General features: G+C 55.3%; 21 protein-coding genes and 2 rRNA genes. 10 read left to right on the forward strand and 13 right to left on the reverse strand.

The window, feature by feature from the left end; translation table 11 throughout:
- The first annotated feature begins 163 nt into the window (after nucleotides 1–163).
- The 3 genes from OLTU_RS00870 to OLTU_RS00880 all read left to right on the forward strand — a co-directional run bounded on the left by OLTU_RS00870 (nucleotide 164) and on the right by OLTU_RS00880 (nucleotide 4,474).
- A 23S ribosomal RNA gene (locus OLTU_RS00870) occupies nucleotides 164–3,081 on the forward strand.
- Nucleotides 3,082–3,204: 123 nt separating this feature from the next.
- Nucleotides 3,205–3,319, forward strand: a 5S ribosomal RNA gene (rrf, locus tag OLTU_RS00875).
- 306 nt (nucleotides 3,320–3,625) lie between these two features.
- A complete protein-coding gene (locus tag OLTU_RS00880; RefSeq protein WP_141730873.1) occupies nucleotides 3,626–4,474 on the forward strand; it encodes a TIGR02147 family protein in 849 nt (282 codons plus the stop codon).
- A 46-nt stretch (nucleotides 4,475–4,520) separates the two neighbouring features.
- Here OLTU_RS00880 and OLTU_RS00885 read toward each other — a convergent pair whose 3' ends face one another.
- On the reverse strand, nucleotides 4,521–5,021 hold the full coding sequence (locus OLTU_RS00885) for a hypothetical protein (RefSeq protein ID WP_141730874.1): 501 nt from the start codon (nucleotides 5,019–5,021) through the stop codon (nucleotides 4,521–4,523).
- Between the two features lie 357 nt (nucleotides 5,022–5,378).
- On the opposite strand from OLTU_RS00885, the gene OLTU_RS00890 reads away from it, so the two are divergent.
- Together OLTU_RS00890 and OLTU_RS00895 are read left to right on the forward strand one after the other, a co-directional pair.
- A complete protein-coding gene (locus OLTU_RS00890) occupies nucleotides 5,379–6,281 on the forward strand; it encodes a glycosyltransferase (protein ID WP_141730875.1) in 903 nt (300 codons plus the stop codon).
- Between the two features lie 96 nt (nucleotides 6,282–6,377).
- On the forward strand, nucleotides 6,378–7,205 hold the full coding sequence (locus tag OLTU_RS00895; protein WP_141730876.1) for an SDR family oxidoreductase: 828 nt from the start codon (nucleotides 6,378–6,380) through the stop codon (nucleotides 7,203–7,205).
- On the opposite strand, the gene OLTU_RS00900 is transcribed toward OLTU_RS00895, so the two are convergent.
- The 8 genes from OLTU_RS00900 to OLTU_RS00935 all read right to left on the reverse strand — a co-directional run bounded on the left by OLTU_RS00900 (nucleotide 7,199) and on the right by OLTU_RS00935 (nucleotide 16,331).
- Nucleotides 7,199–7,819 (reverse strand): YdcF family protein, encoded by a 621-nt coding sequence (locus OLTU_RS00900; protein WP_141730877.1) that lies wholly within the window; start codon nucleotides 7,817–7,819, stop codon nucleotides 7,199–7,201. The two genes, OLTU_RS00895 and OLTU_RS00900, sit on opposite strands and share 7 nt — an antisense overlap.
- A gap of 1 nt (nucleotide 7,820) precedes the next feature.
- A complete protein-coding gene (locus tag OLTU_RS00905) occupies nucleotides 7,821–8,552 on the reverse strand; it encodes a lysophospholipid acyltransferase family protein (protein WP_141730878.1) in 732 nt (243 codons plus the stop codon).
- A gap of 11 nt (nucleotides 8,553–8,563) precedes the next feature.
- Nucleotides 8,564–9,514 (reverse strand): diaminopimelate epimerase, encoded by a 951-nt coding sequence (dapF, locus tag OLTU_RS00910; protein ID WP_141730879.1) that lies wholly within the window; start codon nucleotides 9,512–9,514, stop codon nucleotides 8,564–8,566.
- Nucleotides 9,514–10,242 carry a response regulator transcription factor gene (locus OLTU_RS00915; RefSeq protein WP_141730880.1) on the reverse strand — a complete coding sequence of 243 codons (729 nt, stop codon included), beginning with the start codon at nucleotides 10,240–10,242 and terminating at the stop codon, nucleotides 9,514–9,516. Before OLTU_RS00915 ends, dapF begins: the two co-directional genes overlap by 1 nt.
- Before the next feature lie 83 nt (nucleotides 10,243–10,325).
- Complete coding sequence (locus OLTU_RS00920; protein WP_141730881.1) at nucleotides 10,326–11,321, reverse strand: sensor histidine kinase; 996 nt, start codon at nucleotides 11,319–11,321, stop codon at nucleotides 10,326–10,328.
- Between the two features lie 121 nt (nucleotides 11,322–11,442).
- On the reverse strand, nucleotides 11,443–12,339 hold the full coding sequence (locus tag OLTU_RS00925) for a PilZ domain-containing protein (protein WP_141730882.1): 897 nt from the start codon (nucleotides 12,337–12,339) through the stop codon (nucleotides 11,443–11,445).
- 9 nt (nucleotides 12,340–12,348) lie between these two features.
- Nucleotides 12,349–15,264: a PEGA domain-containing protein gene (locus OLTU_RS00930; RefSeq protein ID WP_141730883.1), complete on the reverse strand. Its 2,916-nt coding sequence runs from the start codon at nucleotides 15,262–15,264 to the stop codon at nucleotides 12,349–12,351.
- Between the two features lie 101 nt (nucleotides 15,265–15,365).
- Complete coding sequence (locus OLTU_RS00935) at nucleotides 15,366–16,331, reverse strand: hypothetical protein (protein WP_141730884.1); 966 nt, start codon at nucleotides 16,329–16,331, stop codon at nucleotides 15,366–15,368.
- 244 nt (nucleotides 16,332–16,575) lie between these two features.
- Between OLTU_RS00935 and OLTU_RS00940 the strand changes: the two genes are divergently transcribed.
- The 3 genes from OLTU_RS00940 to OLTU_RS00950 are packed head-to-tail and all read left to right on the forward strand — an operon-like array spanning nucleotide 16,576 to nucleotide 20,581.
- Nucleotides 16,576–17,727: a glycosyltransferase family 9 protein gene (locus tag OLTU_RS00940; RefSeq protein ID WP_141730885.1), complete on the forward strand. Its 1,152-nt coding sequence runs from the start codon at nucleotides 16,576–16,578 to the stop codon at nucleotides 17,725–17,727.
- Nucleotides 17,714–19,033, forward strand: a complete 1,320-nt coding sequence (locus OLTU_RS00945; protein WP_176736224.1) for a 3-deoxy-D-manno-octulosonic acid transferase — start codon at nucleotides 17,714–17,716, stop codon at nucleotides 19,031–19,033. Before OLTU_RS00940 ends, OLTU_RS00945 begins: the two co-directional genes overlap by 14 nt.
- Before the next feature lie 48 nt (nucleotides 19,034–19,081).
- Nucleotides 19,082–20,581, forward strand: a complete 1,500-nt coding sequence (locus OLTU_RS00950; protein WP_218109766.1) for an Rne/Rng family ribonuclease — start codon at nucleotides 19,082–19,084, stop codon at nucleotides 20,579–20,581.
- Here the strand turns inward: OLTU_RS00950 and OLTU_RS00955 are convergent, their stop codons facing one another.
- The 4 genes from OLTU_RS00955 to OLTU_RS00970 are packed head-to-tail and all read right to left on the reverse strand — an operon-like array spanning nucleotide 20,582 to nucleotide 25,287.
- The gene (locus OLTU_RS00955; RefSeq protein ID WP_141730888.1) at nucleotides 20,582–20,902 is read right to left on the reverse strand and encodes a hypothetical protein; all 321 of its coding nucleotides are present in this window, start codon (nucleotides 20,900–20,902) and stop codon (nucleotides 20,582–20,584) included. It abuts the gene before it with no gap.
- A 12-nt stretch (nucleotides 20,903–20,914) separates the two neighbouring features.
- The gene (locus OLTU_RS00960) at nucleotides 20,915–21,739 is read right to left on the reverse strand and encodes a hypothetical protein (protein WP_141730889.1); all 825 of its coding nucleotides are present in this window, start codon (nucleotides 21,737–21,739) and stop codon (nucleotides 20,915–20,917) included.
- Nucleotides 21,740–21,759: 20 nt separating this feature from the next.
- Nucleotides 21,760–23,022: a flagellar hook assembly protein FlgD gene (locus OLTU_RS00965; protein ID WP_141730890.1), complete on the reverse strand. Its 1,263-nt coding sequence runs from the start codon at nucleotides 23,020–23,022 to the stop codon at nucleotides 21,760–21,762.
- A gap of 3 nt (nucleotides 23,023–23,025) precedes the next feature.
- A complete protein-coding gene (locus OLTU_RS00970) occupies nucleotides 23,026–25,287 on the reverse strand; it encodes a flagellar hook-length control protein FliK (protein WP_141730891.1) in 2,262 nt (753 codons plus the stop codon).
- 353 nt (nucleotides 25,288–25,640) lie between these two features.
- On the opposite strand from OLTU_RS00970, the gene rplU reads away from it, so the two are divergent.
- The gene (gene rplU / locus OLTU_RS00975) at nucleotides 25,641–25,952 is read left to right on the forward strand and encodes a 50S ribosomal protein L21 (protein ID WP_141730892.1); all 312 of its coding nucleotides are present in this window, start codon (nucleotides 25,641–25,643) and stop codon (nucleotides 25,950–25,952) included.
- Between the two features lie 26 nt (nucleotides 25,953–25,978).
- Entirely contained in the window at nucleotides 25,979–26,230 is a 252-nt protein-coding gene (gene rpmA, locus OLTU_RS00980) for a 50S ribosomal protein L27 (RefSeq protein ID WP_141730893.1), read from the forward strand.
- Nucleotides 26,231–26,341: the final 111 nt, after the last annotated feature.

The raw sequence follows: 26,341 nt of genomic DNA on the forward strand, positions 1-26,341 counted from the left end.
TAATCCTCAAAAGTTTTAAGGCAATTGAAATATAACTGAGCCTTTTCAGGTGAAACTGAAAAGACCAGTAACACTCAATGTAGCAGTGATTCTCTCCAGATTCCTTTAAACCGGGAATCGATCTCTTGACTTGATCCTGTCAAGCAAGGGGAAGGCGAATGAAAAATAAGCTACTAAGGGCGTTCGGTGGATGCCTTGGCACCAGGAGGCGATGAAGGACGTGGCAAGCTGCGAAATGCTTCGGGGAGCTGCTTAGCAAGCTTTGATCCGGAGATGTCCGAATGGGGAAACCCCATGCTTCGGCATGACCCCGCTCTGAATTCATAGGAGCGGAGGAGCTAACCCGGGGAACTGAAACATCTCAGTACCCGGAGGAAAAGAAATCAAATAGAGATTCCGTCAGTAGCGGCGAGCGAACACGGAAGAGCCCAAACCGCTGGGTTTACCCAGCGGGGTTGTAGGGCGGTTCATAAGGGTGTGAATCGATAGCTGAACGGTCTGGAAAGTCCGGTCATAGAGGGTGATAATCCCGTAAGCGAAATCGTGAAGCATCCGAGCCGTTCCTGAGTAGGGCGGGGCACGTGAAACCCTGTCTGAATCCGGGAGGACCATCTCCCAAGGCTAAATACTACCTGGTGACCGATAGTGAATCAGTACCGTGAGGGAAAGGTGAAAAGAACCCCGTTGAGGGGAGTGAAATAGATCCTGAAACCGAGCGCTTACAAGCAGTCGGAGCGAAAGTGACGGCGTGCCTTTTGCATAATGAGCTAGCGAGTTAATGTCACAGGCAAGGCCAAGGTGTGAAGCACCCGAGCCGCAGCGAAAGCGAGTCCGAAGCGGCGTTTAGTCCGTGGCATTAGACCCGAAACTGGGTGATCTACATATGGGCAGGTTGAAGCTGGGGTAATTCCTAGTGGAGGACCGAACACGTGAATGTTGAAAAATTCTGTGATGACCTGTGTGTAGGGGTGAAAGGCTAATCAAACTCAGTGATAGCTGGTTCTCGCCGAAACATATTTAGGTATGGCCTCGGACGTTCCCTACGGGGGGTAGAGCACTGATTGGGCTAGGGGTCTCACCAGATTACCAAACCCTGTCAAACTCCGAATACCCGTACGGCCAAAAGTCCGGGAGACAGACTGCGAGTGAGAAGATTCGTAGTCGAGAGGGAAAGAGCCCAGACCATCAGCTAAGGTCCCAAAGATCACACTAAGTGGAAAACGTTGTGGGAGTGCACAGACAGCCAGGATGTTGGCTTAGAAGCAGCCACCATTTAAAGAAAGCGTAACAGCTCACTGGTCAAGTGCTCCTGCGCGGAAGATGTAACGGGGCTCAAGTGTGGCACCGAAGCTATGGACCCGCAAGGGTGGTAGGCGAGTATTGTGGCAGCCTGCGAAGGTGTCTCGTGAGGGATGCTGGAGGTACCACAAGAGCTCATGCTAGCATAAGTAGCGTAAAAGGACGGTGAAAAACCGTCCCGCCGAAAGTCCAAGGTTTCCTGGGCCAGGGTAATCCTCCCAGGGTTAGTCGAACCCTAAGGCGAGGCCGAAAGGCGTAGTCGATGGGAAACGGGTTAATATTCCCGTACCGTTTGTGTGGAGTGATGCGGGGGTGGAGAAGGGCAGTCAGGCCGGGTGTTGGATATCCCGGTGCAAGCTCGTAGACAGATCGCTTTGGCAAATCCGGGCGGTTAATGTCGAGAAGTGATGCGGTGGACTTCGGTCCTGAAGTTGATGATCCCATGCTCACAAGAAAAGCCGCTAAACGTTGAAGCACATCGCTCGTACCCCAAACCAACTCAGGTGGACAGGGAGAGAATCCCAAGGCGATTGAGTGAAGCTGGGCCAAGGAACTCGGCAAATTGATACCGTAACTTCGGGATAAGGTATGCCGGCAGTGTGTAAGGCCTCGCGCCCCAAGCATGCGCCGGTCGCAGAGAAGAGGGAGAAGCGACTGTTTAACAAAAACACAGCACTCTGCAAAATCGTAAGATGACGTATAGGGTGTGACGCCTGCCCGGTGCTGGAAGGTTAAAAGGAGGGGTTAGCGCAAGCAAAGCTCCGAATTGAAGCCCCAGTAAACGGCGGCCGTAACTATAACGGTCCTAAGGTAGCGAAATTCCTTGTCGGGTAAGTTCCGACCTGCACGAATGGCGTAACGACTTCTCCGCTGTCTCGGCCCAGTGCTCAGCGAATTTGAAAAACGGGTGCAGATGCCCGTTACCCGCAGTAAGACGGAAAGACCCCGTGAACCTTTACTATAACTTGGCATTGGTATTTGGGTTTGTCTGTGTAGGATAGGTGGGAGGCTTTGATCCAGCGGCGCCAGTCGTTGGGGAGCCGACGTTGAAATACCACCCTGACAATTCTGAATATCTAACCTCTTCCCGTAAGCCGGGAAAGGGACAATGCCTGGTGGGTAGTTTGACTGGGGCGGTCGCCTCCAAAAAAGTAACGGAGGCGTACAAAGGTTCCCTCAGACCGAATGGAAACCGGTCGTAGAGTGCAAAGGCATAAGGGAGCTTGACTGCGAGAGGGACACCTCAAGCAGGCACGAAAGTGGGTCTTAGTGATCCGGTGGTTCCGCATGGAAGGGCCATCGCTCAACGGATAAAAGGTACTCCGGGGATAACAGGCTGATCTCCCCCAAGAGTTCACATCGACGGGGAGGTTTGGCACCTCGATGTCGGCTCATCACATCCTGGGGCTGAAGCAGGTCCCAAGGGTTTGGCTGTTCGCCAATTAAAGTGGTACGCGAGCTGGGTTCAGAACGTCGTGAGACAGTTCGGTCCCTATCTACTGTGGGCGCAGGAAATTTGAGGGGGTCTGTCCTTAGTACGAGAGGACCGGGATGGACGCACCTATGGTGTACCTGTTGTCGCGCCAGCGGCATAGCAGGGTAGCTAAGTGCGGTCGGGATAACTGCTGAAAGCATCTAAGTAGGAAGCCCACCCCAAGATGAGATTTCCCTGGCCGAAAGGCCCTGAAGATCCGTTATAGACCATGACGTTGATAGGCTGGAGGTGGAAGCACTGCAAGGTGTGGAGCTGATCAGTACTAATAGATCGTGAGGCTTAATTTTAATTCGCCTCTACCCCCTTGCTTGACAAGCTCAAGCGAGTGAAATGTGGGGAATCCTGCTAGAAAAGCCTTGATCCCTTGATGATATTCACGCTATTCAGTTCATCCGAGCCAAACATGATTTGGCTGTGCCAATGGCGGAGAGGAAATACCCGTTCCCATCCCGAACACGGAAGTCAAGCTCTCCAGCGGCGATGGTACTGCAGTTTAAACTGTGGGAGAGTAGCTCGGTGCAGCCTTAAAAATAGCAAAACCCCTGATGGAGAAATCCGTCAGGGGTTTTGTGCGTCCGGGCCCCTGCGGGGCTGACGGAAGGGGGGAGATCAGGGCCCCTGCGGGGCTGACGAAGAGGAGGAGATACGCGGGCCCCTGCGGGGCTGACGACGAAGACGGGCTGACGGAAGGGGAGATCAGAGTCCCATGGCTGTCGTTTGAATCTGATAATTTTTTGTGCACAAATGTGTGGGTAGCCGCAATAAGTTCTGTGACAATCTGTCTTTTATTCGGTTGACTTTTACTTCACTGCATGGATTGAGTACCGAATTATGACCATTGTCATCACGCCTAAGGATCGAGAGCTTTTGGCTTCCAGGCATTACCGCGAGTTTTTGAGGACTGAACTGGCGGAACGATGTGCGAAAAAGAAGCTGTATTCCATGCGGGCTTTTGCTCGCGATCTTGAGTGTTCGGTCTCCAGTCTTTGCACTGTCCTATCCGGCAAGACTCATTTTTCCAAGGCAACCATTCATAAAATGGCAGCGAAGCTCCAGAAGGCAGAGCCGGTGCGGGAGTATTTTGTGAATCTGGCCCTGGCGGAAATGGAAGCTCCGGGTGATACAAACAATCCTCACTATGTGAAAGCCAAGGAAATCCGCCTGCAGCACCTTTATGTGCCGGCTGAGGTTCCCCATCGCATGCTGAACTCCTGGTCACTGGCTCCGCTGGCTTTGACCCTTCTGCTTGAAATCGAGAGCGAGGTCCGCACGGACGAAGCTCTGCAGAAACGCCTTGGTGTCAGTTCCGAGGAATTGAAAAAGATGATTGATGAACTGGAGAGCATCGGCTGGATTCAAAAGACTCCCGATGGCCCTGGAACCAAAATTCGCTTCATGGAACTCGGAAACCGCGGCAATGCCTATGAGATCCGGGCCCTTCATAAAAAGGCTCTCGATCGGGCACAGTGGTGCCTTGAGAATATGCCCTTTGAACAACGCTACTTCTATACCGCCTTCTTTACCATGATCCCGGACAACGCCCGCGAGGTCTCGGATAAGCTCCGCAAGCATGCCCTGACTTTGGCCGAGGAGCAGGGAAAACCCGCTCCGGGGCATGAAGTCTATGCGATTGGCACCTATCTCGTACCACTGACTCAGAGTGTGGAGGCGCAGACCTGAGGCAAAAACAGGAGAGGCCCCAAAGGACCCCTCCTGCGAAGCAGAGTCAAACGTGTTTGAGAAAGTCAGCCCGGACCTTGTAGAGAAGGTACTTGCGCGTTCGAATGTCAAAGACCAGCCAATCCAGAGGGCGCTGGTGATAGGTGTGAGCCAGGGACTTGTCCAGGAAGGTTCGCGTTCGACTCAGAAGCTTGGTCAAGTTTCCATCCTGGGCCTCCATAAAACGCTGACTATGGTTCAGCTGTGATCCGTAAACCGCCTCCACGATCTCCGCTTTTGTAAGTGCCATGTTTTCCTTTTCAAAGAAGGCCTGAATCAGGCTCAAGGTTTTTTCCCGCGACGCGAGCGGGATCATGATTCGATTGATCCAAAGACTTTTTTCCACCAGCCTGATGTCCGGGTCGGATCCGGAGGGTGGGGCCCAGGCCATTTCCTGGGTTTGCGCATAGGCCATCGAGAAAATTTCGTTGATGGCCTCGATAACGTGTTTGGAAAGAATGTTGAGTCTCTCGAGATGGCGACCAGGATTTCCTGCAGCTTCAGTCATATGTTTCCCTCGTGTTCAGCACAGCATATGTCTTTCTCTTTCGAAAGACCTTCTATCGCCAACACTCGCAGCTGCCTAGTGGCTCGCTCGATGAAAACTTAAACAGTTCGACTAATCGCGTAGCTTAGTGTTCGTTTGTACGAGCTTGCTTCAGAACACACCCGTAATAATATGAAAGAAAATTCCCTGTGAAATCAGATGAGATGTCAGGGTCCCCATAAAAATCCCCAGCTCAACTCGCAGGTCTTGCGGCATCGAGGCCGCGTTTGACAGCCCATGCAACACCGTTTCAAATCCCTTCCCAGGCCTGTGCTATGGAGATAGGCTGCGGCCCAAATCTCCAGCTGGGTGTGTCTTATGAAAATCGGCGTATTTTTCGGGGTTTATGAAGCTGAAAAGCCTTTCGCTCAGCAGACCCTGGGACAATTGCTCGACATTTTGCAAAACCACGACGTCCACGTCCTCATCCTGGATGATGCCTCCCCGAGTTTTCTGGGAGACAGCCTCGCGCGTGCCTTCGCGGATCGGAAAAATACGAGTTTCGAAGTCATTCGCAAGGAACAATCCTCCGGTTTCCGGGGCGCGATGGATCGCACGCTTCTGGCCTTCCGTTGCCTGGCGGAATCGGGCCGGGACTTTGATTATGTTCTGCGTGTGGATGCCGATCTCTTTTTCAATCGGAAGGATCTGGCCGGTATCTTCGATGGCCAGCATTTGCCGGGTCAAGGCCTGATCGGAACCTTTGCCAGCTTTCGCCTGCGGGATTATTTTCAGGTGCTGCTGGATCTTCTGCCCCTTGGATTCAGGCGCCGCCAGATCAAAGGGATGGTGGAGCATGATTGGGAATTGAAGCGAACAAAGCCTGTCTGGTGGTGGGACCTCGGCCTTCGCGCCATCCTGCATGGATTCAATCAAAAGTTCATCGGTGGATCGTTTCAGATTATCGCCGGCTCGACCTTGTCTGAACTGTCGAGACGCGGCTGGCTCCGGCGAAAACCACTTGCGGGGCTTGGACTCGTGTTTGGTGAGGATGTGATGACCAATATTCTCGTCAAAGCCCTCAATCATCCCCTCGTGGATATCGCGGAGCTGGTGCCTGACTGGGCATGTGACATGGCGATCAATCCTCACAAGGGAGACAGTCACATGATTCAGGCGCACAGGTATTACCTCGTGCATCCCCTGAAGGGCGATGCCTGGGGCCTCAGGCTACGGCAGGAACTGGAACGCCTGCAAGTTGGTCATCTGGAGCCACTTTAACGTCTCATAAAAATCCCTTGCTGCCACGCCCTGGATGGTGTTCCTTTCCTTATGACGACCCTCTGGTACGATCCTAAGGCAGAAAGGGATACTCCTATGAATTCACCGTTTCGATCCGATATTCTGAAGGGCAAGGTTGCGTTTGTCACAGGCGGAGGCAGCGGCATCAATTTTGGTGTGGCCAAGGCGCTCGCTTCTCATGGTGCGGATATCGCGATGATGGGACGCCGTGAAGAGGTTCTGCAGCAGGCCTGTCAGGAGCTGGGCAAACTCGGGGTGAAGACCTTTTATAAAAGCGGTGATGTCCGAAATCCGGAATCCTGCCAGGCGGCCCTGGATGAAACGGTCAAGGCGCTTGGTAAACTCGATATCCTCGTGAATGGTGCCGCCGGCAACTTTCTTTGCCCGCCTGAGGAACTCAGCCCCAATGGTTTTAAAACGGTTGTCGACATCGATCTGAACGGCACCTTCAACATGTGCCGCTATGGATATCAATATCTGAAGGCCAGCAAAGGTCTGATCCTAAATATTTCAGCCACGCTGCATTATGTGGGAACCCCCTTCCAGGCTCATGTCTCGGCGGCCAAGGCCGGTGTGGATGCGCTGACGATCAACCTCGCCACGGAATGGGGACCGGACGGCATTCGTGTCAACGGCATCGCGCCTGGCCCGATCGGGGATACGGAAGGCATGCGGCGTCTGGCTCCCGGGGATACCGGCGAAAAAATGAAAAAGGAAATTCCGCTGCGGCGCTTCGGGGAAACGGCCGAGATCGGTCTGGCCGCGGTCTTTCTCGCGTCTTCGGCAGCCTCATATATTAGCGGTCATACTCTGGTCGTGGATGGTGGCCAATGGCTGACCAAACCGCCGATGGTGCCGCGAGCCCTGGTCGAGCAGATGATGGCGAAAGGCAAGGCTCAGTAGCGGGTCAGGTAAAAGACCCACTTCAGATACTCATTGAAGACCATTAGGAAATCAAACTCCTTCGCATACCAAACCTTGGGTCGGGGCGAGGGCAGGGATCTCAATTCGAATCCAAAGGTGTTGACCTTCTCTGCAATCCAATGCGCCCGGCTGGAGTGATACCAGCTGGTGCAGAGCACGAGGCGTTTGGCCGCAGGCAGGCGCTCCTTGACGATGGTGAAAACCGCCCGCATTTCCTCGAACGAACTGGTGACGGCCTGCCTGGCATCAAAGATGATCGCCTCCTCCTTGACGCCGAGTTTTTGCAGATAACGGAAGCTGGCCTCGCCATCCGGCAGACGATATCCCAGTTTATTGAGCTCATCCTGCTCCGCTTCCACAAAGATAATTTTGGGAGCGATCCCCTTTTTCAAGAGGCGGGCGCAATGCGGGGCGCGATCGGTGACGTTGCCCATGAGCATGATCACGGCATCCGCCGTATTCCCATCCGGGTCATGGCGGATCAGGAGATCAGCCGGCCACTGGCGGCTCGGTGGATAGGCCAGCATGAGCAGGGCCAGCCCGGCGAGCAGGCCAAGTAAAAAGGCACAGAATCGTTCCCAGAGCCGCCGCATATCAGAACAACGATTTCTGCGCGGGCACGATGCCTTCCGCGATCATGGCGTTCATTTTATCCATCAGCTTTCTGTGATAGTTGTAGAGCTGGCGCTTATAGCTCGCCGGGTCATCAGCTGGTTTGGGTGGATAGATGGGCTTGCTCAGGAAATGCTCGAGTTTCACCGGTCGCGGAATGGCGGTGGGTCCCAGACCGCGGGCCATAAAGAAGGGCAAACGCAGTTTTTTATAGATCAGTTTGGTGAGCGGGCTGTCATAGACCTTATAGATATCATCCGCCCGCGGGCAGGCCGCCAGCACAATCGGAACACCGGTTTCAAGGGAAAGGCGGGCAAAACCCCGGCGGCGATTCCAAAGAATCTGGTAACGCTCCGTGTAAGGACGCAGGGATTCGCGCATGCCACCTGGCGCGAGATAAAGCATCTCACCGTTCCTGAGCAGACTGCTGGCCGCTTCCTGGGAGCCAACAATGGCGCCGAGCTTTTCCATGAGCTCGCCGAGTCCCGGAAAGACGTAAAAAGCACGATCGATCAGAGAACGGGGAAGACGACCGTTGTGACAATAGACAGCCGCCATGAGCATGAGCATGTCGTAGGTGGCCAGACTATGGTTACAGGCCACAATCACCGGACCACGCCTGGGAACATTCTCCAGACCGTGGACCTCATGCCGGTGATAGACCCTGAGGGCATTCATGACCGGCAAAAGTTTAAGCGTGAATTCTTCATCCATAGATTTGCCTGTTATATGACGAGGCGACCACGAAAGACCATTTGAGCCGGCCCAGCAAGCGTGACGGAATCCGCGGCGTTTTCCTGTTTAATGTAAAGTCGTCCACCCGGCATATCAATGCCCAGCCAGTTGCGACGGTCGGTCAGACCTGAGGCAAAAGCCGCAGCTCCGATGGCGGAAGCACCACTGCCGCAGGCCTGGGTTTCACCAGCCCCGCGCTCCCAAACAAAAACTTCATGGAGCTCATCGATGGGACGTGTCAGAACCTGAGCTGATATCCTGCGGTCTTCATCCTGCACCTCTTTACTGGCACAAAGATGGACATTGATGCCATCCCAAAGCGAAGAAATTTGAAAGGCCGGACCAACTTTTCGGATCATATCACGGGTCACCGAGTCGAGAAAGAAACAGAGGTGACGATTGCTGATGGAGACCAGATGCCAATCTCTTGTCAATTCAGGCATCCCCAGCTCCTGGGCTTTGCGTGTGACGAAAGTTTTCACCGCGTCGTAGTCGGAATTTTCCTTGTTCACCTGCGGATGACCCATTTCCACGGCCACCAGCGGCAGCTGTCCGGTACGGCTGGCTGCAAGACGACCGAGAAAACGAATGGTCACCGTGCTGCTTTCCAGTTGCAGGTCAATGCTGTCGGGAATGTCGACCTTCTGATCGGCCTGCAGGTGATGGGTCAAAATACTGAGGGCCGCACAGCGGATGCCGTTGCCGCAGGTTTGCGCCAGCGAACCATCGCTATTGATGATCGATAATTTGTAGGGCATCAGATCGCGGGCGGTTTTGGTATGCAAAACCAGAACGCCATCCGCACCAACTCCACTGCCATCCCGTGCGCAAAGGGCCGGGGTCTGGCGGCGCAAGGAATCAAAGGTTATCTGATCATGCGTGAACCAGGTGAGGATAAAGTCGTTTTTATTGCCATGCCATTTTTCAAATTCGAGCTCCATCAGCCGGATACCTCTTTTAATTCAGCACAGAATTTATAACCGCGTCCGCGCACACTCTGCAAGATCTCGGGCTGCGAAGGGTCTTTTTCAAAATATTTGCGCAGGCGCATGATGAAGTTATCGACGGTGCGTGTTTCCACGTTGCCGTGCACACCCCAGACGCGGCCGAGCAGATGCTTGCGGGTCAGGATCTCCTGCGGATGCTCGAGAAATTCCGTAAGCACTTTGGCCTCCAGGGCCGTGAGGACAAAGCTGCCCTGCGGTCCCTTGAGTTCAAAGGTCTGAGGATTCCAGGTGACTTCGCGGAATTGAATCAGGGTTTGTTTGCCCGTCCGCAAAGGGCTGAAAAGATCGCTCCGATCAGCCATCCTTTTGACCCGCAGGAAGAGTTCCTGCAGGCTGAAGGGTTTGGTCATGTAGTCATCCGCTCCGGTTTCCAGGCCCTGCAGCACGTCGTTTTCCGAGGCGCGGGCCGTGAGCATGAGAATGCCGGTGATCTTATCGTTCTGGCGGATGTGGCTCGCCACCTCGAAGCCATTCATCTCGGGCAGCATCACATCGAGGATGACCAGAGCAAAGGGACCGTCCTTGTCATATTTTTCAATCGCCTCGCGTCCGTCCTTGGCCAGAGTCACGCGATAACCCTCGGCCTGCAGATTGAGCTCCATATTGAAGGCCAGATGCGGCTCATCTTCCACGAGAAGGATATGTTTTTGTCCCGTCATCATGCAGTTAAAGCGTCCTTTCGACGTATTAAACCCATACCCCAGGCTGTGATCCATTTGCAGGGGTCCACCTTAATCCTTGCGACTCAGGAAGCCAAGATGCATTCACGGGACAGAGCCACGGTAAAGCGCGATCCTTTGCCAATCCCTTCGCTTTGGACCCAAATGCGTCCCCCCATGGAGTTGACCACGGATTTCACAATATAAAGCCCGAGACCTGTGCCCGGGACGGCCGCCTTCTGCGCTCGCGGCGAACGATGGAACATGCGGAAGATCTTTCGTTGCTCCGAGGAGGTCAAACCAATTCCGGCGTCTTCGACGGTGATCCAGAGTTCGTATTCCTGGATCGATACCTGGACCCGGATTGGAGCACCGACCGGGGAGTATTTCAGGGCATTCTCCAAAAGATTGCCGAGCACGATCGTCAGAGCCAGTCGCGAGGCCCCGATCACAAGGTCCGGACTGCAGCCGATTTTCAGTCTTTGCGGCAAACTGTCATCCATATGGCGCTGCTGATCCGCGACATGTTGAATCAGCTCCCGCAGCGGAATTTCGTCCTGCTGGTTTTTATAGTCGATGATGCCGCGATCCAGCCGGCCCGCGATCAAAATCCGTTCCACAAGCTGCGAAAGGCGTTCCAAATCCTTTTCGACCATCGAAAATATCTTGAGCCGGATGCTTTCGGGAAGCTGATGCCTTTGCAGCGTCTCAAAGCTCAGCTGGAGGCTCGAAAGGGGCGAACGCAGCTCGTGTGTCACGCTCGAGACAAAGGATTTCTGCTGGGAAATCAGGCTACTCTGAATCTGGGTGAAGACAAAGAGCACGACGGTTCCCACGAGGAAAATGCCGAGCAGAACGCAGCCGATCACCAGCGTGAAAATGCCGGTGGTGGGGCTGATGGTTGAGGTGGAGCCGATAATGCTGCTGAGCTTGGTCAGGGTTTCCTGCTGGCTCATGAACCAGACAACCCAGAGGATGATCATGGTCAGCCAGACGATTTGCAGGGCGACAAACACAAAAATGGGATGCGTCAGCCACCGGAGTAGTTTGACCAGGATATGTTTCATCTGCCGGGTTTGCATGGTTACTGCGCCTTGTCGACTGAAAGCGGATGGGAGGCGCGCAAGGCGCCACCTCCGGATTAATGCGTATTTCTGCGTCTGTCCAGACAAGTTGTTCGGGATAATCAGGGAAAATCAGAAATTAACGGCGTTTCTCGCCTGACTGCGTTGCAAACTGTGACTTCAAACGAGTGGTCTGCCGCGCAAACTGTTTGCTGACTATGGACAAAAGCAGTTGGCCGATCAGGTGACCCTGGTTTTCGGTGACATGTTCGAAGGAAATGGCCACCTTGTTGCCGGAAATAAAAACCCGCCGGACCTTGGCCGAGATCTTGATGAAGTCGCCGAACTTGTACTGAATGAACTCATGGATCGGGACACTGATTTTGACCTGATCGCCAGGACGAAAGATCATATCCTTTTCAGCCGTGACCAGAGCTCCATGCATGCTGAGGTCCACGATACGGCCTTCGAGCATGTCGTCCTTGTTCAGATGAAATATCGTGATGGGAAGGTTGACGGCGTAGCGCCGGCTGCGGCGGTGATTTTGATTGTCGATGCCGGCCTTGATGCGAGCTGTGATCTGATGCCGAGGGTTGCCGGGATAGACGATGTACTCGTCGGATTCATGATAGAGCAGAAGCTCCTTGTGATAGATCCGCACGAGGTCATCCGCATCGCGGGTGAGGAAGAGAACCGGAATGGTTTCGTTGCGGCGCTTCTCTTTGAGGGCACGTATGAGGTTCATCACGGCTGGTTTTTCCGTGAACTCGTCATTGATCACCAGAAGGGAAATATTGCGGCCGAACTGTCTTGTTAATTCATCCGGCGTGCGTGGCGAGGAGATGGCCAGATGAGGGTACTCCTTCTTCACGAAGCTTTCCATGGCAAAGGACAGATCCTTGTCGAAGCGATCGCCGAGAGCAAAAATCACATAGTTTTTGCGCTTTTTCCGCGGCCCCTGCAGGTAGGCTTCGATCTTGGCCGCGGTTTTGTCCTCGATGGAGTCGGTCTTCTTCTTCTCTGTCGTCTCGCTCATGATGGACCCTCACATGGCCGTGGTGGGTGAAGCCTTGTTCGTTTGCGCCTGCCCCGTGGGTTCACTCAGGCCCTGCGTTTGCCGATAAAAGACTTCAGCCTTTTTCAGAAGGCTATAGTGCTTGTCTGCGGGTGTGGCCAGAGCTGTCGACTCGATGTATTTCTTCCAGGATTCATGGGCATTCTTCAAATCCTCGCCACGCTGCGTCAGACCCCAGATGCGATGCAGGCTCAGGGCGCGATAGTAGGACAGGCTGTGAACGGCCTGGGTATACTGCTCATCAGGAATGAAACGCAGCTGGTTTTCGCAGAGATCGAGAATGTCCCTGGTTTTTTTCCAGGAGCTGATGGCAGCCGCCTGATCCGTCTCCTTGAGCTTCTCGCCGATGTGATAGATGGCGATGGCCTCATTGATATGCGTGCCGATGAAGCGCTTGTCGACGAAGTTGGCCACCTCCGGACGGCTCGTGACCCGATGGAACGCGGCTGCCGCGCGGATGGGATCCTGGCTCTGGTTCAGATGGATGTCACCGAGTTCATGCTGCACGAGCAGATAATCCGGATGGGACTGGGGCAGCGCGTCCAGCAGGTTGATCGCCTCATTCAGCCGACCGGCCTGAATGAGGAGTCTGGCTTCACGGCGCAAATCCTTTTCCAGGTGCACCGCGCGGGGTCCGCTCCAGTCGAGCCCTTCCTCATCAAAACTCACCACCTGGTTGATGGGTTTGTATTCCTCGTTCAATGTGATCTCGATTTGGGCGGTGGGACCGGGAATGTCAATGCTTTGATAGAGCGGGCTGCGACCGATGAGGCGACCGTTCAGCTTGATCTGGGCATTGCTGGGATCGGTTTCGATGCGAATGGGAATCGAGGAGCGCTGGAGCGCGATGGCCTTGTCCTGACCTTCTGTCCAGATGAAATCGCCCTGATGCAGCCGATAGCCGGTGCGCACGGCAGTCAGAACCCCACGACGGCTGGCAGCGAACCGACTCAGGCGGGCGATGCCCTGGCGATCGGTGGTGCCGATCCAGCGATCCTGAAGATAAAGGTTTACCTGAGCGAGCGGTCTTTTATCCGCTACATCGGTGATGGTGATGTATTTGTCCCCACCCTCGGGCTGGCGTTGCAGGGCCACAATCTGCCCGACGCTGGCCGTCGCGCGTGGCTTGAGCTCCGTAATGCGAACCCGGCTGAAGCCTTCGCTGAGACCCGTGATTTGCGCCGAGCCGATATCGCTCCAGCCGGGCTGGGATCCGGCGGCATCGTCCTGGAGCCCATGAAGGCGGAGGGTTTCGCCCACCTTCAGCGTGTGGCCGGTCTGCTGACTGAGATTGATGCGAAAGCCGTCCTTCTCAGCATCGACGAGACTGCCTTCAAAAGGAAGCCAGTTGCTGAGTTCAAGGCTGGCTTGATGGAACATGGCACGCATGACCTTGGAATCCGGACGTGCGGTCAGACGCTGCAGGGAGGCGGCGATCACGCGACCATCGGCATTGATGAGACTGAGCTCCAGGGATGAGGCCGGGCCCAGGATCAGGGTGGGGCGAAGAGCCCATTCAAACTCAGCAACAAGATCAGGCTGATTCCAGCCCTGACGACCGATCTGCTGAAGGCTGAGGCCATTGCGGTCGAGAACCTGGGACACGCGTTCCCAGTCGGCTTCGATAAAGGGCGGTTGATTGATGAGATTCTGTCGAATGCCTTCCTGAATGACTTTATCCCAGCTGGTGATGGCGCCGGCATCCGGTGTTTCACTGCCGGAGTTTTGAATTCTCAAAGGCAAAAGCAGCAGACGGGCCCGTGCCGGTGTACGGCTGGAGAAACCCTGGACGATGGTCCAGGGGCCGTTGCTGCTCAGAACCTGGCTGGCGCGGGCCGGCAGCTGGCCCGAAGCCTCGAGCGTGATGGCCGTCCCGTCTGCTGGTTTTTGCGCGAAGTTATGCGCAAAATAGCCGAAACTGTCCGTGCGACCGAGTTCCCTGTCGCCTATTTTGATGCTGACATCATGCAGGCCACGAATGGCCTTGTAGCTTTTTTGCAGAGCGAAAACCTCCATGGCCTGGCCGCGGATCAGATCGATGCGCACCTTGTCGCCATGAGCCAGCGAAATGATTTTGGTCTGGGGTTGAAAGCCGAGGGCGCGGACCAGAATATGAACATTGTCGGTGGCAAAGCTGGCTGGCAGGGTCAGCGAGCAGCGGCCACGTGCATTGGTGCTGCATCCGTCCAGCCATTGCCCACGCTCAGGGTCACCATAAAGGATGTGAGCATCACTGACGTTTTCCCGGCCGCTCGCGGTATAGAATGTGATGAGCCTGGAACTTTGCTCGGCGTTTTCCAAAAGAGTGTTGGCAGCCTTCTGCGCGGACAGCTCGGGATCAAAGGGCTCCATTTCGTGGGGGAATGTGCCGGGATTTTCGCCGTTGACCGTCTGCAGAGCGGAGATGAGTCCAGGATCCTCGCTGGGAAGGGCCACGTCCGTCGGCTGAGCTGATTCCGGCTGCGGTTCCGCTTCAGCTGTTTTGGTCTCCAGGGTTTCCGCGGCAGGGGTCGGAGGCTCAGGAACATTTTTGGGAACCGCGTAAAGGGTGGCCTGAAGTTTGAAATGATTCAGCTCGCCTTTGCTGATGCGCACCGTTTCAAAGTAAGGCGCATAAAACAGCTGGGAGCTGGGCTTGTTGATTTCGACCAGAGCGGCTTCATCCACAGGCAATTCCAGGCTGATCGTGGCCTGGCCCCGGTCGTTGGTTTGACCTGCGAGCTGCTTTTGGATGGAGATCTGGGCCCCCGGGATGGGCTCCCCGGCGCCATCCGTCACGCGAATGGAAAAGGTGGCTTCCGCCTTGAAAAATCGGCAGCTTTGAAGGCCCGGAGCCAGCAGCAAAAGACCCAATAAAAGACCAAGAGTGCGGTTCAACCGACTCATGAATACCCCCTCGTAAGCAAAAAATTCCTGCTTTCATTGTAGCAAAGGGGCAGGTCACCGACGAGGGGCTGACGCGGATCGAAAGGTTGAATGACGCTCATTTATTGCGTGACGGTGTTGTCCACAGAGTCCTTGTCTTCAGAACCCAGACGGGTTTGCTTAACCTTGGGTTCCTTGGTCAGAGGGAAGGCGAAATCCTTGACGCGACCCTGGTCGTCCTTCACCGTGATTTTCACCGCCGTGAAAAGTCCCTTTCGTTTGGCGGGACTGGCGAAATGGTAAACTTTGTTCTTATAGTATCGGATGTTGAAATGCTGATCCGAGCCTGAATCCTCCTGATCGTCGGCATCCCCGGAATTGTCGTTGGCCTCAGCCTGAGTTTCCAGCCAGATCCCTTCCTTGCCGTTTTCAAAAAACCGGGCCTGTGCGGTCACGGTGCCGGAAGCCTTGCTGCCCTTGTTGGTATTCTTCAGCGAGAATCGAACGGTCAGTATTTCATTATGAATGGCACTTGAGAAATTTTCGATCGCGATGGTTGGTACCCCTTCCGGGGCCTTGGCGGCAACTTTTCCCTGGGGCTCGGGAACGGGTTTCGCTGCAGCAGGAGCCGGGCTTGGAGGAAACGCCTTGGCCGCCAGATTGGGTGCTGCAGGACGAATCACAGGCTGCGCCGCCTGGGGTTTCGGCTGTTCTTCGGGTGCTTCTGCGACCTGTTGCTCCGAAGCCTTTTCAGACGGATGCAGAGGATGTCCATCGTTGGGATAGGCTTTTTCATAAACCTGATCATAACGCGTCTGATAATTGAAAATCACCGACAGAAGATTGCGGCTGCGGGCGCGAAGTTCCTTGTTCAGACCATGCTCGCGAACGAGCAGCAGACTGGCCACCAGGGACCAGCTGACCAGAAGACCCAACGTACCGACCGTCAGGTAGCCTGTTTTGATGCTGAATTTAAGAGTGTGCGTCCGCTTGGAATCGATGAAGTAAATGATATTGAGATAACGCTTCCGCACGCTGCGCCGCCGGTTGCCAGCTTTCTCTTTTGCTTCCAGGCTTTTTTGAGTCACGGAAGATCCCCCAAACGGTGGGCGGGATGATTCTCCACCTCGGCTCTATTATACCACTTTGACTTTCACTGACAAATGGCAGGGCTGGGAAAAATCCGCCGGGCGCATGGAACATTTGAGCAAACAAGCGTTTTTTCATGCTGTACGCTTGATTTACGGGTTAGAATGAAACCTCAGTATCTGGTATCTTGCCGATCCTTGGCGAACGTGCGCCTTGAAATCGATTTTGTGAGAAAGGGACGCCGTGTTTACTCCGTCGGCCACATCGCCCGTTATGAAGCTGGCTCTCTACCGCTCCACCAGTATTGGGGACGTGGTGCTGGCAACGGCCTGCGTGGATCTTTTGCGTCAGATCCCGACGCCGGTTCAAATCACCTGGGTGGGTCGCAAACCTGCCCTGCAACTCATAGGCAGCGCTTTTCCTGAAATTAAGACGGTGGAAGTCGATCCGGATATTACCAACTATCAGGAAAAGGTTCTGCACGAGCTCAGGGATATCCACTTCGTGGTGGATCTCCAGACCAATCTGCGCTCCCAGCTCCTCTGCCGCTCGCTGAAGCGCGATTACAAAATTCCGAGTTATGTTTGTTATAAGAGAACCATCGATCGCGGGACCATGACCATCAGTTCACGTCTGCGCGGGCGCCGGCGGGCTCTGCCCGAATCCTATGTTTCCACGTCCCAGCATCAGTTCAATATGATGACGGAGGCTTTGAAGCAGGCTCTGGAAATGCATCTGCCGGTGGAAATGCTCGATGGCCTCGACAAGATCAAAGCCTACCCTCTGCTGCCGACCGCTCATGATCCCGGACAAAAACCCTGGCAGAAGGAATTGAAATTCGGTCACTGGCTGGCCGTGGCGCCGGGAGCGGCCCACGAAGCCAAGAAAGCCCCGCTGAATCTATTGCGCGATACGCTGGAGCTTCTTAACCGACACCGGCGCCAGGATCCGGTTATGCGCGATCAGACCTTTGGTCTTTGTTTTGTGGGCAACGACAAGGATCGCGACTGCGCATTGAATATTCTGGATAGCATCGACTGGCCTGGACCGGTTCTCAATCTGGCCGGCAAATTGAGTCTTTGGGAAACCGCGCTGGCTTTGAAGGACTCGGATGGACTGCTTTGCAATGACTCCGGTCTTTTGCATATTGCTGAGGCGGTCGGCACCCCGGTGGCGGCGCTGTTTGGTCCCACGGTCGAGGCCTTCGGCTTTCCACCCTGGCGTCCGGAGAGCAAGGCCTTCTCCTCGCTGCTCGGCTGTCGCCCCTGTTCGAAGCATGGACAGACGGATTGTCGTTATGGAGATAAGCTTTGTTTTGGTCTGATTCAGCCGGCACATATCGTCGAACATCTGAAAACCCTGCTGAAGCGAAATGTCGGGAATGGCCCAAACTGAATTCTTTTCAAACCTGGCTCTCGGCGTTTATGAACTGTTCTGGCAGTTTCTGATCCGGGTGCTTGTGCCCTTGCTGAAACTCATTCCGGCCCTGCGCCCGCAACTGGAGGGGCGGCAGCTCACGGACGCCGGACTGCAAAAAATCGCCGCAGAGCGGCAGCGTTTTCCTCAGGCCATGGTTTTTTTCTGCTCCTCGGCCGGTGAATATGAACAGGCCAAGCCTCTGATGGATCGTCTGCAAAAGCAGGGTGACACCTTCGTCTTTTTGATCCTCGTCTCCTATTCCGGCAAGCGCTTTGCTCTGGCTCAGAATGAATCCGTGCCTTTTATCATGGCGCCCTGGGATGCGCCACGCGCCTGGCAGAGGCTTTTTGCTGTCCTGCGGCCCGAGGCCTTTGTGGTCGTGCGCTATGAACTCTGGCCTGGTTTTCTGCTCAAGGCTCGGGCGCACGCGCCGGTTTATCTGATCGATGCGGTGCGGTCGCCAGGCCTTGTGAAAAAAAGTCTGGCGCGCAGTCTGCGGCGTGCCCTGGTGCGTCTCTGTCGTCAGGTTTTTACGGTGGGTCTCGAGGATCAGGCCTTCTATGCCGATCTCCTGCAACGCCCCACCCCTTGCATTCCGCAGGTGGGGGATACGAAGTATGATCGGGTCCTCGAACGCTTGGAACAAAGGGAAGATAAACGGCGCCAGCTTCGTGAACAGCTGGCGGCCTTCCTGAGCAGCGGGCCCCTGCTGATCCTCGGCAGCGCCTGGCCTCAGGATCTGGATACGCTCCTGGACGTTTATCCCGCCCTCCAGGCTCATTTTCCCCAGCTGAAACTCATTGTGGCACCCCATGACATCAGTGCGACCATGGCGGGGAAAATGCAGGCAAGCCTTGAGTCCAGGCAGCTGCGGGTTTGTCGCGCCCAGGCGGCTGGCTTGGCGGCAGCAGGAGCAGGTGATAATGTTCTCCTCGTCGACATGATCGGACTCCTTCCCGAATTGTATGCACTGGCTGATATAGCCTGGGTTGGAGGCGCTCTGCATCATCGCGTCCACAATGTGTTGGAGCCAGCCTGTCAGGGCCTGTTTGTTTGTTTTGGCCCGCGCTACCATACAAGTCAGGAAGCCCGCCAGCTGGTGGCGGAGGGACTTGTGAAGGTGATTCATTCCGGACAGGAATTTCTGGAGTGGGTCCAGGGGCTGCATTGGGAGGGGCACCCTCCGCATAAGCGGCTTTATGAAGCCATCATCCGGCATAGAGGGGCCACAGAGCGCATTCTGCAAGCGATTCAAGCCGACACGCGAAACGTACGCCGCTAACAATTCAGGGGCCCAGGCCTCGGGAAGACACGATATATGCGCAATCCAATGCCCAAAAGGCTTATCATCAACAGCAGTGTTTCAGAAACCCGCGTCGGGCTGGTCGAGGGCGATCGACTGGCCGAACTTTATGTGGAGCGGACGCACAAGCGTGGCATGGTCGGCAACATCTATAAGGCCAAGGTCAGTCGGGTGCTGCCCGGCATGCAGTCCGCGTTCGTGAATATTGGCGCGGATCGCTCGGCTTTTCTCTACGGCGGTGACGTCGTCGATCCTGATTACATTGCCGCGGTCAAAAGTCAGAATCAGGGGCAGGATCCGCGCGAAAGCAACAATCGCACGCCGATCGAAAAGGTGCTGCGCGAGGGCCAGGAGATCATCGTTCAGGTGGCGAAGGAGCCGCTTGGAACCAAAGGTCCGCGTGTCACGATGGTGGCCACCATTCCCGGGCGTTATCTGGTTCTGATGCCTGAATTCAACAGTCTGGGCATTTCCCGGCGGATTGAAGATGAAGCGGTTCGCCAGAAACTGCTGGCGGAAGTGGAGGCCATGCGTCCCCCGGAGATGGGGTTGATCATTCGCACGGCGGCTCTCGAAGCACCACCCGAGCATCTGAAGAAGGATCTCGATTATCTTTTGAAAGTCTGGGAGGGCGTTCAGGAACGTCGGATCAAAAGCTCAGCTCCCTCGCTACTCTATCAGGAGCCTGATCTGGTTTTGAAAACCACCCGCGATCTTTACAGCGAGGACGTGGCGGAAATCGTGGTCGATGATGTTCAGGTCTATGAGCAGCTCCGGCACTTCCTGCAGGATTCCATTCCCTCCGCACATGACAAGCTGAAACTTTTTCAAGGACCGGATCTCATCTTTGATCATTTCGGTCTGGAGATGGAAATTGCCACCGCCCTGTCGCGCAAGGTGTGGCTGCCATCCGGTGGTTACCTGGTGATCGATCAGACCGAGGCCTTGACCTCGTTTGACGTGAACACCGGGAAATTCGTGGGTTCGCTCAATGCCCAGGATACGATCCTGAAGACCAATCTGGAAGCCATCGAAGAGGTGGTGCATCAGCTTCGCATTCGCAACCTCGGCGGCATTATCGTGATCGATTTCATCGATATGGAAAGTTACGCCGATCAGCAGAAAGTCAACGAAGCCTTGCAGGAGGCCTTGAAAGCGGACAAGTCACGGACCAATGTGCTGGCGATCAATGAACTCGGACTTGTGCAGATGACGCGCAAACGCACGCGGGAATCCCTGGAACGTGTCATGACCGTGGATTGCGCGCATTGCGATGGCTGGGGACGGACCCAGAGTCGCGAATCGCTGGTTTATGAAATGGTGCGTGATGTTGAACGCTTTCACATTCGTACGGGCCAGAAGTCCATTCGGGTGCGTGTGCGTGATGATGTTCAGGATATGCTGCTGAATGAGGAGCGGCCGCTGTTCAATGTGCTTCAGGAGAAGTACGACATCGAACTGGTCATGGAGTCCACCACCCTGCGCAGCTCCATGCTGAAGGAATCCCCTTATGAAGTGATTGGCTGATCAGGGCTGCACTTCGATACGGGACAGAGCCTGCAGAAGAGGGGTGTCAGGCCCCTGAAAATGAATGATCACCTGGTCGGCCTGCGTGCTGACCTTGAGTCCTGGAAACTTCAATTCCTTTTCAAGCTGCTGGCGAATTTTTTCGGGACTTGGGACACCGGATTTGCTGGGGATTTTCAGCCGGTATTGACCCTGGCCGGATTTTTCCACGGAACTGGCCACCCCGGGTGAAACCTCGCCCTTGTCAAAGACGATGAGAGCCTTGCCTTGAGCCAGCAGGGTTTGCGAACAAAAAAGTAAAATCCAAAACATGCGGCGCATGATCATCTCCCGTCAGGGCTGGTCCATTAGACTTCGACATTGCATACTTCCGAGCTGCTCGGGAGTCAACTTTTTTGCTCCATCTGCAAAGCGACAGGCCAATTCCTTCAGCCTGTGTTGAGCCTCGCAAGCCGTGACACCTTCCGCGGTCCAGGGCTTTTTCAAGGTGATGTCACCGATCGTGCTCACCTGACAGACAGTGGGCACGGCTGTCGTGTCATCACAGGCCGGTGCGGTCGGTGGACAGGCACCCGGTGCGGGATCGGCGATGCAGCTGATATCGCCCAAATCATTGGGATTCAGGCCGCGCTGACAGGCGGAGACCAGCATCAACTCCCGCGCGTTGCATTCATTCGCAGCCCAGGCCATGGGTCGTTCACTCCATGGAATGTCCTGATCTTTGTAGCGTCGTGCCACACAGCGAGCAGCTTTTCCCTGCTTGGGACAATTCTTGCGGACAACCGGACAGGACTCAGCGGTGGCGTCGGGTCCGCAGTGAATACCTCCCAAAGCAGCCGGGCTCAGTTTGCGGGCACAGGCCTCAGCCCGTAGACCCTGTCGCGCCTGGCAGAGACTCGGTCCCCAGGCATAAACCCGCTCCTCCTGCCAAAGCAATTTTCCGGCCAGGCGATAGGCGACACATTGATAGGGAAGGTTGCGTTCCTCGGTGGGGCATTCGTCCTGTAAATTGTCGCATTCATCCAGCGACCCGGCAGCAGTCACCGACGCGGCCGCGGCGAGATCGGGAGTCTTGGCTGCCGCCATCGTTGTGGAGGTGGAGCTGGTTTTACAGGCAGGCAGCAACGCCATGAGAAATAGAAAACTGATTCGAACCATATGCAGTCCGCTCCTGCCTTTTACGGCACGGCAGCTGTGGACTCTGGCAAATCCCGAGCAGGTGCCGGCTTGGATGGTTTGGTTGTTTCCGGGGAGTTCCTATCCAGTGTAGCGGATGCGGTCCTTTGTTGGTCAATGGATTTTTTCGAAGATTCTGCCGGAGACCGCCTGGCTGAAGCTTCCTCCGCTTTTCCTGGCAGCTTCAGGCGGCCCTCAGCCATCATGCGGTCGAGATCCTCACTGACGGCCGATGGATTCGATTTTTGAGCGGCCTTGGATGCTGGACGAACTGGCCCATCAGCATTTGGAGTGGATGCCGCGGCCGAAGCGGATCCAGGAGCTGCAGCAGGCGCCTTGGCTTCAGCTGCAGCCAGTGGGGCCAGGATCGGTGCATCAGCCATGTTCGCATCATAGCCGCTCAGACCCACGGATTTAATCTGCTCGAATTTGATCTTGCCAAAATCGGAGAAGAGACCACCGTCCTTACTGTTGATATCAATGCCGGTGACTTTCACGCGGCTGGTCAGATTCACAGGCACGGGCTTACCGTCCAGATCGCGGGCGGTCATGGCCAGCGTATAGGATCCATCCGGAATGGGTTTGCCATCACTGGCCTTGCCATCCCACTTCAATTTATGCGTGCCGGCTTTGACGGGACCAAGATCAATCTGATGCACGAGCACGCCGGTGCCATTGCGAACTTCAAGCACCGATTGGGCCGCATCATTTTCCACCTTGTATTCCGTTGGCGTGGGTTGGCCATCGGTCACCCGCACGCGCCCGCCATCGACGATCACATCGCGGCCGACATAGTTGACGAGCTGCAGGTTGCGTGTGGTGTTCTGCTCCGTCAGCATTTTTTCCAGGGATTTGTTGACGTTCAGCATCTGCTCAAGGCCATTGAATTGAGCGAGTTTGGCCGCCATTTCCGTATCAGCTTCCGGGTTCAGCGGGTCCTGATTTTGCAGCTGGGTGACGAAGAGCTTGAGGAAATCGTCCTTGCCGAGTTCATTTTTGGGAACCCGCTTCTCCTTGGTTTGATCGGCGAGTTTTTCCAGAAACTCGGCCTCCGTTTTCGCAGAGGACAGATCGCCGTTTTCCTTGGCCTTGCGTTCCTTGATCACCTCGTCCATGGAGTTGGTGATCAAGGTGCGGAAGTCGGTTTTATCCTTCGTCGTGCTGACTGGAGCCCTGGGATCCTCGACCTGAGCGGCGCTGAAATCCTGCATGTTGCTGCGGGGTACCGGCGGGGAGACCAGGTTTTGAACGGATGCAGCTGACATCGATTAAACCCTCACTTGAATAAGACCGTTGTGCAAAGGAACCCTGGCTTCAGGGGTGGAAACAAAGGACTGGCGGTAGCTGCGGGACGTGCTGCGAATGCCGTTCGGTCCGCGCGAGCTGCTCTCGCTCGTGTTTTCAAAAAATTGTTCGCGGTTCTGCTGACCCTGGCCCGAGGACTGCGACCAGGCGGAACTGTAGTTCAGTCCGATTTCGACTTTTTCGAGATTCAGGTTTTGATTCTGGAGGGACTCACGCAGTTTCGGAAGTTCCTGAACCAGCGCTTCACGGGCCTGATCGGAATGAGTCACGATGCGCAGTTCGACGGTATTGTCCCTGATGTCGAGAGCCAGATCGAGTGGCCCCATATCCTTGCTGCCAAGATCCAAACGAATCGAACCGCCGCCTTCCTTGAGCAGCATCGAAGATTTGTCGAGGATATCCTGAAGCTGCTGCGGCGAAACCGAAGCGGATGACGTCAGCGGAGCGGCGGCCGTTTCAATACTGAAAGCCTTGTTGGAGGACGCAGGACCCTGGGACGGAGCGAAGAGCGAGCTGCTGTCCTGACTCATAAAGGAAGAGTCAGAGTTGCGACCGGAGGGATCACCGCTCTGTTCTCCAGCGGCGGAGCCCGGATCCAGAAGAGATGTTTGCAGGGTATTCAGATCGAATAAAGCGTTGTCCTGAGAGGCAAGACCAGCGGTTTCCATGGGATTGTTGTAATTCGGAGCCTGAATAAGCTGCGAACTGAGAAGTTCATGCAGAGTGAGCATGGGCTGAGGCGCGGAAGCCGCTTCAGCGTTCATAAAATCCTCGGGACGCAGCGTTTGCAAGGTGTCCGTATTCCAACGCTGAGCCATGGCCAGGAAAGGATCCTGGGTCGCGGCCGGAGCGCGCGGCATCACATTCATCACCAGCGGAACTTCGTCCATGGTCGGTGGCAGAGGCGCTTCAGGGTTCAATTCCGCTGTTGCCAAACCAAAGGGATCCACGCCTTCGGGTGAACCTTCCAGGGGATTCAGAAACATGGGGGCGCTGCCGTCATCAAGAACGGACAAGGGCATCAGTCCATTCCGTTCAGGATTCTCTGTCCAAAGCTGAACGGTTTCCATGGTCCGGGTTTGTGGGGCCAGACGGGAAAGCTGGGCGATAAGTGCCGGGTCCACTGTTTGAGCTGGTACAGAAGCCTTTGAGACCGTGGAGTTGTTCGCTGGTGCCAAGGGCAGGGTCGGCCACTCCACAGAGAGGCCGAGCGTGGAGCGCAGGCGTTCCGCTCTTTGCATATAGGACTGGAGTCCTTCGATGCCGAGATTGGTCTTAAGAAGGTCGCCTTCCTGCATGATGCGCTTTGTATCAAAGACGAGCGCCTCAAGAATTTCACCGAGAGTAGTCTGAAGCTGCGCGGTCTGTCCTTCAGCCATCATGGTCCCGGCAGAATTTGCCGCAAGAGGGGACGGGGCAATTCCCAGCATCTGGAGATTCTGCTCAAGCGGCAGAGCTGTCTGCAGGACGTCGGCGGTTTGCGCCTGACTTAGTATTGATTGGAGCAGTGGGCTTTGAGCCACGACGCCTGGAATTTCGGCCGGCTCCACAAATTCAAGACGCCCGGCGAGCAGGGCCAGAGCGGGGTTTTGCTGCATGAAAAGTTCCGGACTGCCCATAGCCAGCATTTGCTGCAGGCGGAGTCGCCAATCATCATTGGATTCCCGCTCGAGCGGCGACTCCATGTCTCGCGGCGTATCTGTTACCATGGTGTCTGGAGCTTCAGGCCTGCCTGACTTCACACGCGAGTCCGCGGTTTCCGCAGGAGTATGGGAAGCTGAAGCTTTTCTGGTCACGGCCTCCGCGGCAGGGCGAACGCCGTTTGGGCGCGTAGGGGGTTCCACGGAACGCGGCTCGGAATCAGCCAGGCGCGTGGCCGGGGCTGAGCGATTCCACGGAGCCTGCGTAGGTTCATGGCGCTGAGGTCGCGGTTGAATTTTTGGGGGTTGTCCGGGCGTCGTCGGCTCGTGCGGTGTGGACGGAACCCGGGGAGTTGAATGCATAGGCTGAGAGCGTGCCGGTTGCGCGGCAGGACGGGACACCGCGCCAGGTTTGGGCGCTTGAGCGGCCAGATGCTCGGCAAATCGACTTTTCTGCGTTAAACGCGCAGGGTCTGCAGGTATGGCGGCCTGAGGTCGGGAGGGGTCTCCACCATGCAGACTGTCAGTCCAGGTATCCGATCCGCGCGAACTTTTCGTGAAACCATTGCTGTTGATATTTGTCACGACTCAAGTTTCCTTCTCGCATGCCGATACACCGATTTGGCTTTCCTCCAGTGAACAGCACATACCATGCCACAAATGCGAACCACTCAAATTCATGGGTTAGCGCGATCAGAATCTCCTGACTCGGCAGATATATCCTTTTGGATGGCTCTATTTGCCTGGTGCCGGATACGCCGCGGGCTTCGCGCATGCGGATTTCAGGTGAATTGTTATTGACAGAGAGGGGCTGATTTAAGATTATGTGACGCTCTCTAGCCTCAGAGCGCTAGAACCCTATTCTTTGGATAGGCTTAAGCTCGATAGATAGACCTTTTCGGGTGGTTTAAACCCGGATGAATCGGAAGGAGATATTCATGTTTGCCGTTTTCCAAGCTGGCGGCCATCAGTACCGTGTAAGCCAAGGCGATCAAATTACCGTCGATTTTCTCGAAGGCAAAAAAGAAGGCGACAAAGTCAGCTTTTCTAACATTTTGCTGGTAGGAGGCGCCAAGACTACGGTTGGAGCTCCTTTCGTTAGCGGTGCGAGCATTGAAGCTGTGGTGAAGACCCAGACCTTCAATAAGAAAGTTCTGATCGGCAAATTCAAACGCCGCAAAGACTACAAGCGCACCCGCGGTCACAAGCAACCGGTCACGGTTCTTGAAATCAGCGGCATCAATTCCTAAGCGACCCTAACAAGGAGTAAACGAGCATGGCTCACAAGAAAGCTGGCGGTAGTACCAAAAACGGCCGCGACTCCAATCCTCAATATCGCGGCGTGAAAGTTTATGGTGGTGAACTGGTCACGGCGGGCAGTATTATCGTACGCCAAGTTGGCAGCACTTTCCATGCTGGTAACAACGTGGGAACTGGCAAGGACTACACTCTCTTCGCTCTGGTTGACGGAAAAGTGGAATTCAGCACTTCTTCGAAACGCAAGAAGATCAGCGTGGTTCCAGTCTGAGATTTAGCGAAATTCGAACGTGTTTTTCTCACCTTCTGACACGTTCGAATTTGACCTCTCTCGGCTTCAGCGGTATAAGCACGAGCCAGAGCAGGGTTGTTGATTCTTCCC

The sequence above is a fragment of the Oligoflexus tunisiensis genome, assembly GCF_001748245.1.
Classification (GTDB): Bacteria; Bdellovibrionota_B; Oligoflexia; order Oligoflexales; family Oligoflexaceae; genus Oligoflexus; species Oligoflexus tunisiensis.